Annotated in this window: 16 protein-coding genes and 2 pseudogenes; 4 read left to right on the forward strand and 14 right to left on the reverse strand. The window is 69.7% G+C overall.

Annotated elements, in window-relative coordinates:
• From x551_RS27185 to x551_RS10040, 5 genes and pseudogenes are all read right to left on the reverse strand, one after another.
• A pseudogene (locus x551_RS27185) lies at positions 1-131 on the reverse strand (protein-methionine-sulfoxide reductase catalytic subunit MsrP); the annotation flags it as partial.
• 139 nt (positions 132-270) lie between these two features.
• Positions 271-627: a hypothetical protein gene (locus tag x551_RS10025; protein ID WP_011828035.1), complete on the reverse strand. Its 357-nt coding sequence runs from the start codon at positions 625-627 to the stop codon at positions 271-273.
• Positions 628-664: 37 nt separating this feature from the next.
• Entirely contained in the window at positions 665-2086 is a 1422-nt protein-coding gene (gene ccsB, locus x551_RS10030; RefSeq protein WP_036248373.1) for a c-type cytochrome biogenesis protein CcsB, read from the reverse strand.
• Positions 2083-4200 (reverse strand): cytochrome c biogenesis protein ResB, encoded by a 2118-nt coding sequence (locus x551_RS10035; protein ID WP_036231053.1) that lies wholly within the window; start codon positions 4198-4200, stop codon positions 2083-2085. The genes ccsB and x551_RS10035 overlap by 4 nt, the downstream gene beginning before the upstream one ends.
• A gap of 131 nt (positions 4201-4331) precedes the next feature.
• Entirely contained in the window at positions 4332-4949 is a 618-nt protein-coding gene (locus x551_RS10040; RefSeq protein WP_011828032.1) for a c-type cytochrome, read from the reverse strand.
• 71 nt (positions 4950-5020) lie between these two features.
• Here x551_RS10040 and yihA point away from each other — a divergent pair, with 71 nt between their 5' ends.
• Positions 5021-5722: a ribosome biogenesis GTP-binding protein YihA/YsxC gene (gene yihA, locus x551_RS10045; RefSeq protein ID WP_036231056.1), complete on the forward strand. Its 702-nt coding sequence runs from the start codon at positions 5021-5023 to the stop codon at positions 5720-5722.
• A 15-nt stretch (positions 5723-5737) separates the two neighbouring features.
• On the opposite strand, the gene x551_RS10050 is transcribed toward yihA, so the two are convergent.
• The 3 genes from x551_RS10050 to x551_RS10060 are packed head-to-tail and all read right to left on the reverse strand — an operon-like array spanning position 5738 to position 9552.
• Positions 5738-8092, reverse strand: a complete 2355-nt coding sequence (locus tag x551_RS10050) for a patatin-like phospholipase family protein (protein WP_253950346.1) — start codon at positions 8090-8092, stop codon at positions 5738-5740.
• A 60-nt stretch (positions 8093-8152) separates the two neighbouring features.
• Positions 8153-8863 (reverse strand): DUF1631 family protein, encoded by a 711-nt coding sequence (locus x551_RS10055; protein WP_036248376.1) that lies wholly within the window; start codon positions 8861-8863, stop codon positions 8153-8155.
• Positions 8836-9552 carry a DUF1631 family protein gene (locus x551_RS10060; RefSeq protein ID WP_036248379.1) on the reverse strand — a complete coding sequence of 239 codons (717 nt, stop codon included), beginning with the start codon at positions 9550-9552 and terminating at the stop codon, positions 8836-8838. The genes x551_RS10055 and x551_RS10060 overlap by 28 nt, the downstream gene beginning before the upstream one ends.
• A gap of 119 nt (positions 9553-9671) precedes the next feature.
• On the opposite strand from x551_RS10060, the gene x551_RS26270 reads away from it, so the two are divergent.
• On the forward strand, positions 9672-10160 hold the full coding sequence (locus tag x551_RS26270) for a hypothetical protein (RefSeq protein WP_036248381.1): 489 nt from the start codon (positions 9672-9674) through the stop codon (positions 10158-10160).
• A gap of 299 nt (positions 10161-10459) precedes the next feature.
• On the opposite strand, the gene groL is transcribed toward x551_RS26270, so the two are convergent.
• The 3 genes from groL to x551_RS10080 all read right to left on the reverse strand — a co-directional run bounded on the left by groL (position 10460) and on the right by x551_RS10080 (position 13465).
• A complete protein-coding gene (gene groL / locus x551_RS10070) occupies positions 10460-12106 on the reverse strand; it encodes a chaperonin GroEL (protein WP_011828028.1) in 1647 nt (548 codons plus the stop codon).
• A 123-nt stretch (positions 12107-12229) separates the two neighbouring features.
• A complete protein-coding gene (locus x551_RS10075; protein ID WP_011828027.1) occupies positions 12230-12520 on the reverse strand; it encodes a co-chaperone GroES in 291 nt (96 codons plus the stop codon).
• Between the two features lie 216 nt (positions 12521-12736).
• Positions 12737-13465, reverse strand: coding sequence for a mobilization protein (locus x551_RS10080; RefSeq protein ID WP_011828026.1), 729 nt, complete (start codon positions 13463-13465; stop codon positions 12737-12739).
• 187 nt (positions 13466-13652) lie between these two features.
• Here x551_RS10080 and x551_RS10085 point away from each other — a divergent pair, with 187 nt between their 5' ends.
• A complete protein-coding gene (locus x551_RS10085) occupies positions 13653-15458 on the forward strand; it encodes a SulP family inorganic anion transporter (protein ID WP_036231062.1) in 1806 nt (601 codons plus the stop codon).
• 15 nt (positions 15459-15473) lie between these two features.
• On the opposite strand, the gene x551_RS27190 is transcribed toward x551_RS10085, so the two are convergent.
• Positions 15474-15725, reverse strand: a complete 252-nt coding sequence (locus x551_RS27190; RefSeq protein WP_231497570.1) for a hypothetical protein — start codon at positions 15723-15725, stop codon at positions 15474-15476.
• 69 nt (positions 15726-15794) lie between these two features.
• Here x551_RS27190 and x551_RS27195 point away from each other — a divergent pair, with 69 nt between their 5' ends.
• Positions 15795-15962 carry a hypothetical protein gene (locus x551_RS27195; protein WP_231497571.1) on the forward strand — a complete coding sequence of 56 codons (168 nt, stop codon included), beginning with the start codon at positions 15795-15797 and terminating at the stop codon, positions 15960-15962.
• Between the two features lie 139 nt (positions 15963-16101).
• On the opposite strand, the pseudogene x551_RS10095 reads toward x551_RS27195, so the two are convergent.
• A pseudogene (locus x551_RS10095) lies at positions 16102-16657 on the reverse strand (HNH endonuclease).
• Positions 16658-16789: 132 nt separating this feature from the next.
• Positions 16790-17274, reverse strand: a 485-nt coding sequence (locus x551_RS10100; protein WP_036248384.1) for a ketopantoate reductase C-terminal domain-containing protein, incomplete at its 5' end; no start/stop codon positions are given.

The raw sequence follows: 17274 nt of genomic DNA on the forward strand, positions 1-17274 counted from the left end.
AGCGCGGCGCCGGCGCCGCCGGCGGCCAGCAGGCGCAGGAACTCGCGCCGCTGCTCGTAGGCCGCACGCGGCGTGATCTCGCTGGCCACGGGATGGAGGTAGCCCGCGCGGGCCTGTCGGGGAATCAGCATGGTCGGTCGCCTGGTGAGGAACGCGGAGGTTCGAAGGCCGGCGCGGGGCGGGAGTTCCGTCACGGGCCGCACATCCTTGCACAACAGTCGCGGCGCGACGGGCAACCTTACAGCCCGGGCACGCGTCCCGGGCGACCCGTCAGAGCGCCGAGAAGTCGGTGGAGAGGATGCCGTCGTCGTCCTCGTCGCCGTACAGGCGCAGCGCCTGGGCCGGCTTGCGATCGCGGAAGCTCTTGCGTGCGTACAGCTTCTCCTGCGCCTGCACCGGCAGGTCGGTGATGCGCAGGACCTGGCGGGCGATCAGCACGTCGATCAGGTCTTCGAGCACGCGCACGACGTCGGCGTCGAGCTTCGCGAACTCGCTCTGCGGCGTGCTGCCGGCGCCGACGAAGGCCTGCACCTCCGGGTGGTCAGGCGGCAGAAACTCCGCGCCCGCTTCCGGGTGGCGGTGCAGGCTCAGGACGCGGCCGTCGGCGTGGCGCAAGGCATAGGGCATGACGCTGCCGACTTTAATCGGCGCAGCGTCCTGCCGCTTACAACTGCCCGTAGGAGTGCAGGCCCGACAGGAACATGTTCACGCCGAGGAAGGCAAAGGTGGTGACCACCAGGCCGACCAGCGCCCACCAGGCAGCCACCGTGCCGCGCAGCCCCTTCATCAGTCGCATGTGCAGCCAGGCCGCGTAGTTGAGCCAGACGATCAGCGCCCAGGTCTCCTTCGGGTCCCAGCTCCAGTAGCCGCCCCAGGCCTCGGCGGCCCACAGCGCGCCGAGCACGGTCGCGATCGTGAAGAAAGCGAAGCCGACCGCGATGGCGCGGTACATCACGTCGTCGAGCAGTTCCAGCGCCGGCAGCTTGGCGACGATCGGCCGGCGCAGCGCCAGCGTCAGCGCGAAGAAGGCGCCGACGCCGCCGATCAGGCGCATCGCCGAGCCGAGCGAACCCACCGTTTCGGCCTGCAGCGGCGCGAACGCCGCAAAGGCCCCCAGCACCGCCAGCAAGCCCACCGGCAGGACGATGAAAGCGGTCACCAGGGCCCGCGTCGCGGCCGTCTTCAGCAGGTAGGCCCAGGCGACCATCGCGGCCAGCGCGAAGGTGCCGTAGCCGACGAAGTTGGCCGGCACATGCACCTTCATCCACCAGCTCTGCAGCGCCGGCACCAGCGGCTGGATCTCCTGCGCCTCGCGCGCCACCGTGTACCAGAGCAGGAAGCCGACCGACGCACTGACGATCAGCATCACGAAGGCACCGAGCGAGCGCACGCTGCCCTCGCCACTGCCGGCATTGGCGGCCCGGCCGCTGGCCGTGCTGGCGGCGCGCTGCAGGTAGTTGGCCTCGAAGTACAGGTGGAACAGCGCCGTCATCCAGGCGAACAGCACGAACACCTCGTAGAGGTTGCTGACCGGGATGTGGCCGATGTCGGCGCCGATCTGGTGGCTCTCGTACCAGCGCACCATGGTGCCGGTGAGCGCCATGAACACCGCGCCCCAGGCCAGCAGCGAGCCGATCTTCTCGGCCGTGGCCTGGCTGTCGCGCTGCTTGAAGAAACCGATCCAGTAGAACAGCGTGCTCATGAAGAACAGCGTGCACATCCACAGGATCGCCGTCTGGCTCGCGAACAGGTACTTCAGCAGGAACAGCTGCTGCCCGGCCTCGAGGTCGGCACCGAAGCCGTCGGTGGTGCGGCTGTAGAGGCCGATCGCGAGGAAGCTGGCCAGCGCGACGGCGATCGCCAGGCCCCGCAGCGGGCCCCAGAACCAGCCCAGGCCGATGACCAGCGGTGTCGCGCCGGCGAGGATGCCGAGTTCGTAGCCGTCCATGTGGCTGCCATAGCGCTGGAAGGCATAGCCGGCACCGGCCACGACCAGCAGCGCGAAGATCCAGTCGAAGGCGCTGCGCCGGGCGAAGTAGCCGCCGCGACCGATCGTCAGCATGGCGGGGGGCGTGGTGGTGTTCATGCGCTTTCCTTCGCTAGGAGGCTGTCGCGTATCTGCTCGAACTCACGGTCGGTGTCGAGCGTCTGCCGGGTCGACGACAGCGCGGCGGTCAGGCGCGTGCCGCCGCCGTCCGGTGCGTCCTCGAGCCACACCCACAGGCGGCGTTCGCGCACATAGAGCATCGCGAACACGCCGATGATCAGGAACAGGCAGCCGAGGTAGACCAGCGTCTTGCCCGGCGTGCGCGTGACCTGGAACACGCTGGCCTGCACCTGGGTGTAGTCGTCCAGGGCCAGCAACACCGGCGCCGGGTAGAAGAAGGCATCCGAGAGCGACAGCACGGCCTGTGTCATGAAGGCCTGGGTGGCCTCGTCGGGCACGAGGGGCTTGAGGCCGGCGCGCTCGCGCGTCAGGTTCAGCAACTCGAACAGCGTGCCGTTGAGGATGCGCAGCAGCACGTCCGAGGTGCGCTCGCGGTCGGCTTCCGGCACGCTGGCCTCCAGGAAGCCCGACAGCGCCTGCAGCCCGCCGACGGCCGGTTCGCCCGCGCGCACCGGCTCGATGCCGGCGTAGAGGTCCAGCGCGCGCCGCGCCGATACTGTCAGTTGCTCCGCCAGTTCGGGCTTGTCGGCCGGCGTGGCGCGGGCCACGTAGCGCTGCACCGCGGCCTCGCGCAACGCCCGCTCGTTGAGGCCGCCGCGCAGCCGCATCCAGCCGGCCAGGCCGTCGGCATCGTCGGCCGGAATGCGCAGGTAGCGGAATGGCTCGTTAGGCGTCTCACGCACCCCAGCGAGGAAGACGCGCTGGCCATCGAGCGTGAGCGGCAGCGTGTAGTTGTTGTACTCGCGGGCCTGGCCGGCCGCGTCGCGCAGCTTGTAGCTGATCGACGGCCCGACGTTCTGCAGCGTCTTCTCGGTGCGCGTCTTCGCGCCGGAACCGAGGTGGCTCTCGAGCCGGTTGACGAGATCGACCTTGCGTACGTCGGTGCCGCCGCTCGCATCGACCGCCGCGAGGTTCTCGACGTTGATGACGCGCAGGCCGGTGAACTCGAGACCGAGCGTCTGGCCGTCGCGCTCGCTCTGGATCTTGGTCTCGGTGCCGACCTCGCCGTCCATCTGGAACGGCGTCCCGCCGCCCAGCGGCCAGCCCCGGAGCTTGAGCTTGGAGCCGCCGTCCTCGAAGCTCGACAGGTAGATCATCACGCCGCGGTGCTGCACCGGCTCGTTGACCTTCACGGTCGCGGTGCGGGTGGCGCCGGTGTCGCGGTCGTGCAGCACGATGTCGCTGGCGAATCGCTTGGGCATGCCGGTCGGGTAGAAGTCGACCAGGAACTTCTTCAGCTCGATGTCGAACGGCAGCGGCTGCAGCACCACGCCGTCCTTCAGCTGGATCACCGCGGTGCCGCCACGCTTGCCTTCGCCGACCAGGATGTTGCCGCGGTAGGTCGGGTTGCCCTCGGAGAGCACATGTTCGGCCGGCACGTTGCGCAGCAGGCCGGCCCCGGGCCAGGCGGACTTGTCGAACAGCGCCATCTGCGCACGCACCACCAGGTCACCGTCGAACAGGCCGCCGATGCAGATCAGCACGATCGCCGAGTGCGCGGCCAGATAGCCGAGTTTGTTGGCAGCGCCCTTTCGGGCCGCCACCATCACGCCGCCCTCGCGTTCCTGCAGCTTGGCCTTCCAGCCGCCAGCGACCAGCAACGCCGACACGCGGTCCAGCACCTCGGCGCGTGGCGCGGCGAGTGTGCCCTCGGCGCGGTGATGGAAGGACTTGAGGCTGCTCGCGCGGATCTGCTCCTTGTAGGCCTTGAGATCGACCAGGATCTTCGGCGCGTTGCGCGCGATGCACAGGCTGGTCGACGCGACCAGGAAGGCCAGGATCAGCAGGAACCACCAGGCGCTGTAGACCGCATAGAGGTCGAGTGCGTCGAACACCTGCGCCCAGAACGGCCCGAACTGGTTCACGTAGTTGTTCATCGACTCGTGCTGCCGCAGCACGGTACCGATGACCGAGGCGATGCAGATCACGGTCAGCAGCGTGATCGAAAACCGCATCGACGACAGCACCTCGACCGCTGCGCGCAACGTGCGCGAGCGAGTCGGCAGTTCGAGGCCGGTGGTACTGACGGTCATGGGAAAGGGACGATTCGACGAAGGGCGAACAGGCAGAGGCGGCAACAGCCCGAAAGTTCAACCGGCGCGCCGCACAAATACGAAGGCCGGCGTCGAGCCGGCCTTCGGGAAAGCGCGCCGGCGCGTCCGGGTCAGCGCAGCCCGGCGATGTAGTCGGCGACGGCCTTGAGCTCCTTGTCGCTGAGCTTGGCCGCGATGACGCTCATCTGGGCGTTGTTGTTGCGTGCGCCGCCGCGGAAGGCCACCAGTTGCGCCTCGGTGTAGTCGGCGTGCTGGCCGCCGACGCGCGGGTACTGGGCCGGGATGCCCGCACCGGTCGGGCTGTGGCAGCCGGCACAGGCCGGCACCTGCTTGTCGGCGATGCCGCCGCGGTAGATCTGCTGGCCCAGCGTGACGGTGTCCTTGCTCTTGGCAAAGCCAGGCTTGGCCTGCTTGCTCGCGTAGAAGGCCGCCACGTTGCGCATGTCGTCCTCGCTCAGGGTCGAGGCGAAGCCCTTCATGATCGCGTTGTTGCGCTTGCCCGACTTGAACTCGGCCAGCTGCTTGGCGAGGTACTCGGGATGCTGGCCCGCCAGGATGGGGTTGGCGGGGCTGCCGCGCGAGCCGTCGGCGGTGTGGCAGGCGGCGCACACCGCAGTGGAGATCGCCTCGCCCTTTTTGAGGTCGGGCTTGGCAGGCGCCTTGGCCTCCTCCGCCAGAACCGGGGTCACGAGGGCGGCGGCCAACAGGAACGACAGGAGAGACTTCATGGGCGAGCAATGGAGGAGTGGGTGGCGAACGGGTCAGCCCCGTCGGCTAACCAGCGATTTTACAATGCCGCATGAACTCGCCCACTCCGGCGGTCCCGGACCCCGCCAAAGTGGCGCTGGCCTGGACCCACACCGCCCGCTTTCTCACCACCGCCGCGCGGATGGAACACCTGCCGGTCAACGAGCTGCCGGAGATTGCCTTCGTGGGCCGCTCGAACGCCGGCAAGTCCACCGCGATCAACCTGCTGACGCAGCAGAAGCGCCTGGCCTTCGCCTCGAAGACACCCGGCCGCACCCAGCACATCAACCTGTTCTCGCTCGGCCCGAAGGACGCGCCCGACGCGCTGTTCGCCGACCTGCCCGGCTACGGCTACGCGGCCGTCGCGCGCGGAGCAAAGCTGCGCTGGCAGCAGGTGATGGCGGAGTATCTGGAAACGCGGCGCAGCCTGTCGGGCGTGGTGCTGATGGTCGATTCCCGGCTGGGCTTCACCGAACTCGATCAACAGCTGCTGGCCTTCGTGGCGCCGCGCGTCGGCACCGGAGAGATCAAGCTGCTGGTGCTGCTGACCAAGGCCGACAAGCTCAACCGCCGCGAGGCCGATGCCGCGCTCGCTGCCGCGCAGGGGGTGCTTGGACAGTTGGCGACCGACGACGCCGACCTGAGCCTCGCGCTGTTCTCGGCACTGAGCCGGCGCGGTGTCGGTGATGCCGCCCAGGTGCTGCACACCTGGGCGCACGGCGAGCCGGCGCCGGGATCGACGCCGGCTGGCTGAACCGGCCGCCGCCGCTCAGGGGCGGCCGAGCAGCAGGTAGACCGCGGTGTCGCCGCGCGGCGCGTAGGCCACGCCGACATAGAGCGGGCCCAGCCCGGTATCCGCACCGAGGAAAACGCTCGTGCCGGTGCGCAGGTCGCCGAGGCTCATCTGGCGGCGTTCGGCCCAGGCATTGCCAGCCTCCAACGACAAGCCGGCGAAGAAGCCACGGGTCAGTGCAGGCGGGGTCAGCCGGTAGTAGTAGCTGGCGCGACCGAACAGCAGGTAGTTGCCCTCGACCTGGCCCGGTTCGTAGCCCGAAAGATTCTGGAAGCCGCCGAGCGCATACAGGCCGCGCCCCAGCGGCGCCGAGCGGCCGGCGAACAGCGTGCTGCCGTAGAAGTTCAGCGTGTGCTTGGCGGCCCAGGTGGTGGCGACATTCACGTTGGCCTCGACGCGGCTGAAGTCGCGCTCGGCTTCGCCGGCATCGCTGCCGCTGCGTACACGCCCTCCGGCCAGCTCGCCGACCAGCCGGTAGCCCTCCTGCGCGAAGAAGGCGTAGTCGAGCTGGTCGACGATGGCCCGCAGACGCAGGCCGATCTCGCGCCGCTCGGTGCCGCCGCCGGGCGCGGCGAAGTCGCGACTGACGATCAGCGTCTTGTCATCCCAGCGCTGCAGATAGGGTCCGAGTCGCAGCTCGCCGAACTCGCCCCAGGGCTGGCCGAGGTCGACGCCGAGGCGCAGGCTGCTGCGGCGGAAGCGACCGCTCTCGGGCCCTTCGGCACCAGCGTAGGTGACGACCTCGCGGCGGTCGGCGCTGGCTGTCGGGGCGAGGAACCAATCGTGGCCCAGCGAGGTGTTCCAGCCCAGCGGGCGGTACCACTCGGTGGACCAGCCCGGCCGCGAGCCGATCTCGACCACGTTGCGCCACTCGCTGCCGACCTCGTCGAGCCAGCGCCAGACGTGGGCGATCTTGACGTTGAAGCTGCTGCGCCCGCTGAAGTCGGTGGACAGGCCGAGCCCGAAGCGGAAGTAGTTCGGCCCCCAGGACTTCTCCTCGAGGTTGAACACCACGCCGTCGTCGCCGCTGCCGGTGCGCAGCAACTGATAGTCGACGCGGGTGTAGTCGCCGCTGGCCGCGAGGCGGCGCGCGTCCCGCTCGGCGGCATCGGCGGCGAAGGGCTTGCCGGGACGGGTCTCCAGCTGCTCGGCGAAGCGTTCCGGCCGCGTGACCTCGCTGCCGTCGAACTTCACGAACTCCAATACGGGCTGAGGAAGACCGGGCCGCGCCCGCGCCTGCGCCCAGCTCTGGTAGCTGGCCTGATCGACGCCATAGGCCTCGAGCTGCAGCACCATCTGGGCCGTCTGCAGCTCGCCCAGCTCGATGAGCTCCATGGCCTTCGCGAAGTCGGCCGAGCTCAGCAGGCCGAGCTGCGGCGCGATCAGCAGATCGCGCGGGCCCAGCGTCGCCAGGCTGCGCTGCACGTTCTGCTCGGTCAGGATGTTGATCATCTGCGTGGTCACGCCGATCAGCGAGCCCAGCGTGTCGCGCGCACCCAGCGGCGTGCCGATGTTGACGGCGATCACGACATCGGCGCCCATCGCACGCGCCACATCGACCGGCAGGTTGTTCACCAGCCCGCCGTCACCGAGGATGCGCCCCTCGATCTCGGTCGGTGCGAACACGCCGGGCACGCTCATGCTCGATCGCATCGCAAGCGCCAGATCGCCCTCCTTCAGCACCAGCGGCTGACCGTTCTCCATGTCGGTGGCGACGGCACGAAAGGGCGTGGGCAGGCGGTCGAAATCGCGCACCGCACGCACCGGCAGCGTGTACCGGCGCAGCAGCGACTCCAGCCCGCGGCTCGACAGCGTGCCGATCGGCACGCGCAGCTCGCCGTCGCGCAGGCCGATCTCGAGCGCCGAGGCGATCTCGAAGTCCGTCTCCTTGCGCCGCTGCGACAGCTCGCGGCGCGCGACGCGGGTCGCGAACAGCTGGTCCCAGTCGACCTTGAGCAGCTCGCGCTCCAGCGACTCGGCGCTCATGCCGCTCGCATACAAGCCGCCGATGATCGCGCCCATCGAGGTGCCTGCGATCACATCGATCGGGATGCGCTCGCGCTCCAGCACCTTCAGCACGCCGACGTGCGCGAGACCGCGCGCTCCCCCACCCGACAGCACGAGGCCGATGCGCGGCCGCCCCGCGGGTTGCAAGGATCGAGGCTCGGTCACGGGTGCCGCGGCACGGGCCGCGGCCGGGGCGGAGGCGGCAGACGCGGCGGCCGGCAGTGGCGACGGTGACATGCCGCCCGCCTCGGCCATTGCCGCCGCTGCGACGATCGCAACGATCAAGCCTCCCCGGAGCGACGACAGGACGCGGATGCGGTACATGCCGGGATTGTGCGGGGCTCTCGCACGATCCCCGCGACGGTGGCGCGATGACGCCGCGCCTCAGCCCAACGTGGTGTCGCGGCCGCGCGGCGGCGCCATCAGGGCGTCGACGGCGCGCTCGATGAGGTTGCGCTGCTCCAGTGGCCCGGCCAGGCCGCCGTCGGCCAGGCGCTCGAGCGCACGCCGCGTGAGGCCGTGCGTGAGTCCGAGTTCGGCGTCGCTGAACAGCCAGTGCTCGCGCGACTCGTCGACCCACAACACGCGCGCCACGGTCCAGTCGCCGCGGGCGACCAACCGGCACCAGGTACCGACCGCCAGGTGCTGCAGCCAGCCGCGCGCGCCCGCCACCGGCGCCTCGGGCATCAGCGCCGCCGGCACGGTGTCGAGCGTCGCGATGTCGAACATCGAGTCGCCGGCCGGCGTGCGCGGCGCTGGCTCGTCCGGCAGTTCTTCCTCGCGCATCCGGCGCACGATTTCCTCTGGCGTGAGGGACACCGCCGCACTCCCGATCGGCCGCAACAGGTCGGTGTGGCATGCCATCAGGGTGGCCAGCACGGCATCGCGTTGCGAGGGAGGTGTGGCGATGCGCGCCATGCCCTGCTGCAGTCGCTGCACCAGGCCCGGCACCGCGGCCACCAGGCGGCGACGGTCGTCCTCGCTGCGCAGCGGCGCAAGGCTGGCGAGCAGATCCGGCACCACGGCCAGCAGACCGCGCGTCGTGTCGGCCTGCTCGCCGTCGTTGATCAGGCATGCGCCAGCACCTCGGGCCACGGCCCGGTGAGGAAGTGCTGCAGCGTCTCGTCCAGCACCACCGCCGCGGCCGGGCGGGCCGGCGTACTGCCCTCGATGCGCCACGGCGAGGTCGCGTCCTGCAGTTCGAGTCGCACCTGCCGGCGCAGCGCCTCGACCATCGTGACGCGCCGCGCGGCCGCCTGCAGCTTGGCGATCGGCGCAGCGGCCTCACGCCGCTCGGCGTCGAGCTCGCCGACCAGCAGCGAATCGAGCGCGGTCAGCGCCTGCGCGTGCACCGCGATCGCCGGCGTGGCCGCCTGCAGGCGCGTGAACAGCACCTCGACGTCGAGCAGCAACGCGCACAGCCGGGGATCATCGTCGTCCTGGAAGCCGGCCGTGTGCGACGCGAGCCGAATCATCATCTGCCAGATCGGGTGCGAGTGATCCTCCAGCACCCGGGGCTCGCGCAGCGCCACGCGCAGCAACGGTGCCTGCAAGCTGGCCAGCGTGGAACGCACCGGCAGCGGCAGCAGCGCGTCGTCGAGCACGGCGCCGCTCAGGTGGGCCACCAGCAGCATGATCTCGCGGTCGTCGTCGTGGCGGCCGGCCGCCTCGAGGAAGGGCAGCCGGGCCATCAGGCGGTCGGCGCCCTGGATCCCCAGCGGTCGCCGCGCCAGCACATGCACCAGATTGCGGTCGAGCTGCTGCAGCGAATCGGCCTCGTCCATCGGACCGGCGCGCGTGGCACCGTCGATGTTCGCGTAGCGCGTGCTGAGGCGGCTGCGCAGGCTGTCGAGTGCGCCGGGACGCGTCAGGTCGTAGCCGGAATTCGGCGGCGCGACCCGCCGTGCCGCCGGCGTGGAGCTGGCCTTCCAGCCGCCTGGCCGACCCCCAGTCGGCCAGGCGCCGGCCGGCGTCGATCGCGACCTGCTTCAGCGCCTGTGCGAGCGGCTCGCCGCTGGCGCGCATCAGTGCCTTGCGGGCCGGTGCGCCGAGGCCCAGCACCTCGCTGGCGTCCCACACCGCGCGCACCAGCAGCTCGGGCCGCAGCAGGTTGGAGGTCGCGCGCACCGTGTCCTGGCCGCGCAGCGTCGCTGTGCGCGACTGCAGCTCGTGCAGCTCGTGCTCGGCGGCGTGGTCGACCAGCTGCACCGCGCGCAGCAGCTCGATGTTCTCTTCGGCCTCGGCTTCGTCGACCAGCGTCAGCGCTTCGGCCGACCAAGCCGGACGCGGCGACAGCGTCGCGCCCGCGTCGGGCGCGCCGGCCTCGATCTCGCTGCGCCAGCGCGAACCCAGCAACTCACCGACGCGACGCGCCCACAGCGGATGGTTGTGACGCAGGGCCAGCTCGGCGTCGTCGCGCGGGCGCGCCGGCAGTTCGCGCAGCGCGCTGCGGGTGGTCGGTGCGTGCAGCGCCTGCAGGGCCTCGTTCGCGACCCGGCTCATCCAGCGCGGCACCTCCGCGAGACAGCTGTCGAGGTAGCGCTGCAGCAGCGGCGAGACATCCATGCGCCCGATTATCCCGGGAGCGTTCGCCGAACGCGCATGAAAAAGGGCCGCATTTCTGCGGCCCTTGCTGACGCGGTTCTGGGCAGAGCCCAGGCGGCCGGCCTCCCGTGGGAGGCCGGCGGGACATCACATGTCCATGCCCATGCCACCCATGCCGCCCATGCCACCCGGCATGCCGCCGGCCGGCGCGTCGTCCTTGGGCGACTCGGCGACCATGGCTTCCGTCGTCAGCATCAGCGCGGCCACCGAGGCGGCGTTCTGCAGCGCGGTGCGGGTCACCTTGGTCGGGTCCAGGATGCCCATCTCGATCATGTCGCCGTAGGTGCCGTTGGCGGCGTTGTAGCCGTAGTTGCCCTTGCCGGCGAGCACGGCGTTCACCACCACGCTGGCTTCGTCACCGGCGTTGGTGACGATGATGCGCAGCGGCTCCTCGATCGCACGCAGGATCAGCTTGATGCCGGCGTCCTGGTCGGCGTTGTCGCCCTTGATCGCACCGGCGGCCTGCTTGGCGCGCAGCAGCGCCACGCCACCGCCGGCCACGATGCCTTCTTCCACCGCGGCACGCGTGGCGTGCAGGGCGTCTTCGACACGGGCCTTCTTTTCCTTCATCTCGACTTCGGTGGCGGCACCGACCTTGATGACGGCCACGCCGCCGGCGAGCTTGGCCACGCGCTCCTGGAGCTTCTCGCGGTCGTAGTCGCTGGTGGCTTCCTCGATCTGCACGCGCACCTGCTTGACGCGGGCTTCGATGTCGCCCGCCGCGCCGGCGCCGTCGATGATCGTGGTGTTTTCCTTGCCCACCTCGACGCGCTTGGCCTGGCCCAGATCGGCCAGCGTGACCTTCTCGAGCGTCAGGCCGACTTCCTCGGCGATGACCTTGCCGCCGGTCAGGATCGCGATGTCCTCGAGCATCGCCTTGCGACGGTCACCGAAGCCCGGCGCCTTGACGGCCACGACCTTCAGAATGCCGCGGATGGTGTTGACCACCAGCGTCGCGAGCGCTTCGCCTTCGACTTCCTCGGCGATGATCAGCAGCGGACGGCCCGACTTGGCCACCTGCTCCAGCGTCGGCAGCAGGTCACGGATGTTGCTGATCTTCTTGTCGTAGAGCAGCACGAACGGGTTGTCGAGCACCGCGCTCTGCTTTTCCGGGTTGTTGATGAAGTAGGGCGACAGGTAGCCGCGGTCGAACTGCATGCCTTCGACCACGTCGAGCTCGTTGTTCAGGCTCTTGCCGTCTTCGACGGTGATGACGCCTTCCTTGCCGACCTTGTCCATCGCCGACGCGATGATCTGGCCGACGTCGTCGTCCGAATTCGCCGAGATGGTGCCGACCTGGGCGATTTCCTTGCTGGTGGTGGTCGGCTTCGACTGCTTCTTCAGCTGCTCGACCAGGCTCACGACGGCCTTGTCGATGCCGCGCTTCAGGTCCATCGGGTTCATGCCCGCGGCCACGTACTTCATGCCTTCGCGCACGATCGCCTGGGCCAGCACGGTGGCGGTGGTGGTGCCGTCACCGGCGTTGTCCGAGGTCTTGGAAGCGACTTCCTTGACCATCTGGGCGCCCATGTTCTGGAGCTTGTCCTTCAGCTCGATTTCCTTGGCCACGGACACACCGTCCTTGGTCACGGTCGGGGCGCCGAACGAACGCTCGAGCACCACGTTGCGGCCCTTCGGGCCCAGGGTCACCTTGACCGCGTTGGCCAGGATATTCACGCCTTCGACCATGCGCGCGCGGGCTTCACCGCCGAAAACGACGTCTTTAGCTGCCATTTGTATTCTCCGAAATCTGATTTGCCGGCTCGCGCCGGGGAATTCTTCTGTCTACGGCCGGCCCTTGGGGCCTTGACTTCGCTGCGCGAAGTCAGCCTGCGACGAAAGCAAATCGCACGCGATTTACTTTTCAACCACGGCGAAGAGGTCTTCCTCGCGCATCACCAGCAGTTCGTCACCGTCGACCTTGACGGTCTGGCCGCTGTACTTGCCGAACAGCACGCGATCGCCGACCTTGCAGTTCAGGGCGATGAAGTCGCCCTTGTCGTTGCGCTTGCCCGGACCCACGGCCAGCACTTCACCCTGGTCGGGCTTCTCGGCGGCGTTGTCGGGGATCACGATGCCCGAAGCGGTCTTGGTTTCCTGTTCGAGGCGCTTGACGATCACGCGATCGTGCAAAGGACGAAGTTTCATCGCATCTCCTTGATGGGTATCGAATATCTACGGACTTGTTTCGCGCAGTTAGCGCAAGCTCACAATTGCGCAGCCAGAGACGATGATGCCGTCTCCGGCTTGTTAGCACTCAGTCTGCGCGAGTGCTAGCGACAGATTATAGGGGTCGCTCACGGCGTTTCAATAGCGCCGCGCCCGGAGCGTGACGAAGGCCCGACTTGCGGCGGGCCGCCGCGGTCAGACCCCCGCCGTCTCGATCTCGCTGAAGGCGTGGTTCAGCCAGAGCTTGAGACGCTGGCGCTCCATCAGACCCAGGCTCGGGCCTTCGCTGCCCGGCGAGTTGCGCGCGGCCCAGAAGCTGCTGTTGCTGGCGTCGATCTTCTGCACCACCGAGTCGTGCAGGCGCTTGAGCGTGATCACACGAGCGCCCAGTGCCAGCGCGCGATCCTGTTCGCCCGACTTCTCGAGCTGGCTGAAGTCGTCGCCGCGGAGCTGGTTGCGCACCAGCACGTAGCGCAGGCGCCGGCCGAAGCGGTCGAGCAGGCGCTTGAGCAGATCGACCGAGTCCTTGCCGGAGTCCATCACGTGCCAGTAGTGGATGGCGACACCGGACATGTCGGCTAGGTCCAGCACGCCCGACTCATCCATCCACTTCACCAGAGGATCATGGGTCTGCGCTGCCAGGTCGACCAGCACACGGCGACCCGGGGCCTCGATGGCCGCCTCGACGATCGCATCCAGCGCCTCGTAGCGATCGGCCAGCACCGGCGAGGCGTAGCCCGCATAGAAGCGCATCAGCGAGCCGTGCGAACGGTCGGTATCGAAGCCAGTGAACGGGACCTCGTGGTCGATCAGGTACTGCGCCAGCAGACGCGACACGAGCGATTTGCCGACGCCGCCCTTCTCGCCGCCGATCATGTGGATCCTCGACGTGGTCGCGGTCTCGAGCGTGGGAATCTGCGTCATGCTGCTCAGCTCTCCATGGCGAAAGGCGGAACGTCGGCCGGCGGGATGCCATGTCGAATTCGTCGCCCGTACGGGACATTGTGCAACGCAGCGAGGGGCGCCACACGGCGGGCCGCGCGATATCGGACTGCGTTCTGCTCCTTGACACGGCCGCTCGGCAGGGCCGGGACGGCTTCTATCATTCGGCATGTCCTCACCCGCTGCGCCGGCCGCCGCTCCGCCCTGGCTACAACGCTGCTTCGGTCCGTGGGTCAGGCTCGTGTCGCGCGAGACGCTGCGCGCCGACCTGCTGGCCGGCCTGCTGGGCGCCGTGCTGGTGCTGCCGCAGGGCATCGCCTTCGCCACGCTCGCCGGGCTGCCGCCGCAGTACGGCCTGGCCACCGCCATCCTGCCGTGCATCGTCGCGGCGCTGTTCGGCTCCAGCCTTCACGTGATGTCGGGGCCGACGAATGCGAACTCGCTGGCGCTGGCGGCCATGCTCACGCCGCTGGCCTGGGTGCGCAGCCCCGACTACATCGAGCTCGCGCTGACCGTCACGCTGCTGGTCGGCGTGATGCAGACCCTGATCGGCACGCTGCGCCTGGGCAGCATCGCCAACTTCATCTCGCCGGCGGCCTTGCTAGGCTTCACCGCCGGCGCCTCGGTGCTGATCGCGCTGCATGCCCTGCCCGACCTGCTGGGCATGAGTTCCGGCACCGGGTTGAGGCCGATGCTCGAGGCCCTCTGGCAGCGGCCGCTGGAGGCGGTGCACCTCGGCTCGCTGGTCGTCGGCGTGGTGGCCCTCGCGGTCACGCTCGCCGTGCGGCACTGGCAGCGGCGCTGGCCAGCGCTGCTGCTGGGACTGGCGGCCGGCACGCTGGTCGCCGTGCTGCTGAACGCCAGGCACGAGGACGGCACGTTCTGGCATGTCGAGCAGATCGGCGAAGTGCCGCTGCCCTGGCCGCGCTGGCACTGGCCGGATATCGACGTGGCGCGGCTGCGCGACCTGGTCAGCATCGCCTTCGCCCTGACGCTGGTGGCGCTCGCCCAGTCGATCTCGATCGCCAAGGCCGTGGCCGCCCGCTCGGGCCAGCGCATCGACGCCAACCGCGAGTTCCTCGGCCAGGGCCTGTCCAACGTGGTGGGAGGCCTGACCTCCGCCTATGTCTCCTGCGGATCGCTGAACCGTTCGATCCCCAACCTCGAGGCCGGCGCGCGCACGCCACTGGCTTCGGTGTTCTCGGCCGGGCTGCTGCTGTTGCTGGTGCTGGTGAGTGCCCCGCTGCTGGCGCTGATCCCGAATGCGGCGATCGCCGCGGTGCTGCTGCCGGTCGCCTGGAACCTGCTCGACCTGCCCGGCTGGCGGCGCCTGATGCGGCTGGAGCGCAGCGACTTCGCGATCGCCGCGGCCACCGCGATGGCCACCGTGAGCCTCAGGCTCGAGATCGCGATCCTGCTCGGCAGCATCCTGTCGCTGAGCAGCTACCTGCAGCGCACGGCGCGGCCGGCGATGCGCACGATGGGGTTCGATTCCGTGGCGCCGGACCGCCCCTTCGTCGTGCTCGACGGCCAGGCCGAGGCGCTGCCGGAGTGCCCGCAGCTCAAGCTGCTGCGCATGGAGGGGGCGGTCTACTTCGGCGCCGCCCAGCATGTGTCCGACACGCTGCACCACCTGCGCTCGGCGCCTACCGCGCCGCGCCACCTGCTGGTCATGAGCAAGAGCATGAACTTCATCGACCCGGCCGGCGCCCAGGTCTGGGACGAAGAGCTGCGCGCCCGCCGGGCCGACGGCGGCGACCTCTATTTCCACCGCCCGCGCCCGCCGGTGCTGGACCTATGGGAACGCTCGGGCTTCCTCGACGCGCTCGGTCGAGACCATGTGTTCTCCGACAAGCACAGCGCAATCGCACGGATCGTGCCGCGCCTCGACCCGGCGATCTGCGTCGGCTGCAAGGTCAGGATCTTCGGCGAGTGCGCCCACCAGCCCGGCGCGCCGCCGGCGCCGGAGATCTGAACCGCCGCAGCCCGATCAGCTGCGCGGTTGCGGTGCCGGCGGCGGCTGCACCGACTGCGCGCGCGCGACGCGCGTGGTGCCGCCGGTCGAGATCAGCACCACCTGGTCGCCGGGCTGAAAGCTTTCCTTGCCCTGCGCCTGGACGATGGCACGCCGCTCGCCGTTGCGCAGCTGCACCATGATCTCCAGCGCCTGCTCGCGCGTCGCGAGCCGCTCGGTGGCGTTGCCGACCACCGCGCCGGCCACCGCACCCAGAACGCCCACCACCACGGCTTCACGGCGGCCGCGACCGAACTGCCGGCCACGCCACCCGCCACGCCGCCGGCCACACCGCCGATGCCCGACTGGCTGCCGTCGACCGTGACCTCGCGCACGTTGACGACGACAGCGTCCTGCACGGTCGACAGCCGCTGCGCGTCGCCGCGCTGGACCACGTCGGGACTGGTGGTGGAGCAGGCGGCCAGGGCCAGCACGACGCCAGCGATCAACAGGTTCTTCATGTGAGCTTCCTTCACGCACTGGGCGATCACGGCACAACGAGGCCGCCCTCGGGGGCGTTGACGCCACGGAGCGGTTGGAGTCGGGGCTTGCGTTCGCGGTTCAGCCGCGCGCAACACCGGAACGGAATTATTTCACCGCGACTTCAACCATGCAGACGGCTGGAGCGCGGCACGCTGGCCAGCAGGAATTCCATCTGATCGACCAGGATGCGGCGGCCGCGCAGGATCATGTCCTCGTGCAGGCTCGGCACGTAGGGAGGTAGAGCAGGCTCATGCGCGCCTCTTCCGGCGTGCGGTTGGCCTTGTGACCGTTGCAGCTGCGGCAGGCGGTGATGCAGTTCATCCAGCTGTCGAGCCCGCCGCGCGAGGTGGGCTGGATGTGCTCGCGGGTCAGGTCGTCGGCATGGAACTGGCCCCCGCAGTAGGCGCAGATGTAGCGGTCGCGCACGAACAGCTTGGGGTTCGACAGCGCCGGCGTCTGCCGCCAGGCGCGGCTGGGCACGCTGCCGCGGACCGCGATGATGGAGTGCACCTCGATGCGCGACTGCAGGCCGGTGCGGCGCTGGATGCCGCCACGCAGCACCACGCAGGCGTCGCCCAGCGTCCACGCGACGCCATCGCTGGCGTAGAGAACCGCCGCCTCGCGGGCGGTGATCCAAGCTGAGGTCGGCCCGACACGTCGAGCTGCAGCACGTCCATGCACAAACTCCTTGACACGGAGCATAGAGCACGGCGGCCCGCCGCCTCAAGCGGAGCAACGCTAGCGGCGGCGGGCCGGGGGTCGATCTGCGGGGTCGGCGCGACACCGCGCGCCGGCGTGTCATGCGCGGGTCATCGACCGGTCGCCGCCGGCAGCAGACCGCGCGTGCCGGCCATCAACCGGGTGAGCCCGAGCAGCGCGTCGATGTTGGGCGTGGGCAGGCCGAGCTTCGCGCCGATCTCGTGGACGGCGGTGACCAGCGCGTCGAGCTCGATCGGGCGGCCGGCCTCCACATCCTGCAGCATCGAGGTCTTGAAGGCCCCGAGCTTGCGGCCCACCGCCTGGCGTTCCTCGCCGCTTTGCGCGATCGGGCAGTCGATACGCGCGCCGATGGCCGACGCTTCGGCCATCGCGCGCAGGCAGAAGGCATTGACCAGCGGATCGTCGAAGATCCGGTCCGCCGTCGCGCCGGTCAGTGCCGACACCGGGTTGGTCGTCATGTTGCCCCACAGCTTGAACCAGATCGCCTGGCGGATGTCCGGTGTGGCCTCGACCTCCAGGCCGCCGTCGCGCAGGGCCTGCGCCACCGCGGCGACGCGCGCGCTGGCGCCGCCGG

Source organism: Methylibium sp. T29, assembly GCF_000576205.1.
GTDB lineage: Bacteria > Pseudomonadota > Gammaproteobacteria > Burkholderiales > Burkholderiaceae_C > Methylibium > Methylibium petroleiphilum.

Coding starts and splice junctions, on each gene's coding strand:
- x551_RS10025 (WP_011828035.1), bottom strand. CDS start 627: ATGCCCTATGCCTTGCGCCACGCCGACGGCCGCGTCCTGAGCCTGCAC.
- ccsB (WP_036248373.1), bottom strand. CDS start 2,086: ATGAACACCACCACGCCCCCCGCCATGCTGACGATCGGTCGCGGCGGC.
- x551_RS10035 (WP_036231053.1), bottom strand. CDS start 4,200: ATGACCGTCAGTACCACCGGCCTCGAACTGCCGACTCGCTCGCGCACG.
- x551_RS10040 (WP_011828032.1), bottom strand. CDS start 4,949: ATGAAGTCTCTCCTGTCGTTCCTGTTGGCCGCCGCCCTCGTGACCCCG.
- yihA (WP_036231056.1), top strand. CDS start 5,021: ATGAACTCGCCCACTCCGGCGGTCCCGGACCCCGCCAAAGTGGCGCTG.
- x551_RS10050 (WP_253950346.1), bottom strand. CDS start 8,092: ATGTACCGCATCCGCGTCCTGTCGTCGCTCCGGGGAGGCTTGATCGTT.
- x551_RS10060 (WP_036248379.1), bottom strand. CDS start 9,552: ATGGACGAGGCCGATTCGCTGCAGCAGCTCGACCGCAATCTGGTGCAT.
- groL (WP_011828028.1), bottom strand. CDS start 12,106: ATGGCAGCTAAAGACGTCGTTTTCGGCGGTGAAGCCCGCGCGCGCATG.
- x551_RS10075 (WP_011828027.1), bottom strand. CDS start 12,520: ATGAAACTTCGTCCTTTGCACGATCGCGTGATCGTCAAGCGCCTCGAA.
- x551_RS10080 (WP_011828026.1), bottom strand. CDS start 13,465: ATGACGCAGATTCCCACGCTCGAGACCGCGACCACGTCGAGGATCCAC.
- x551_RS10085 (WP_036231062.1), top strand. CDS start 13,653: ATGTCCTCACCCGCTGCGCCGGCCGCCGCTCCGCCCTGGCTACAACGC.
- x551_RS27195 (WP_231497571.1), top strand. CDS start 15,795: ATGCCCGACTGGCTGCCGTCGACCGTGACCTCGCGCACGTTGACGACG.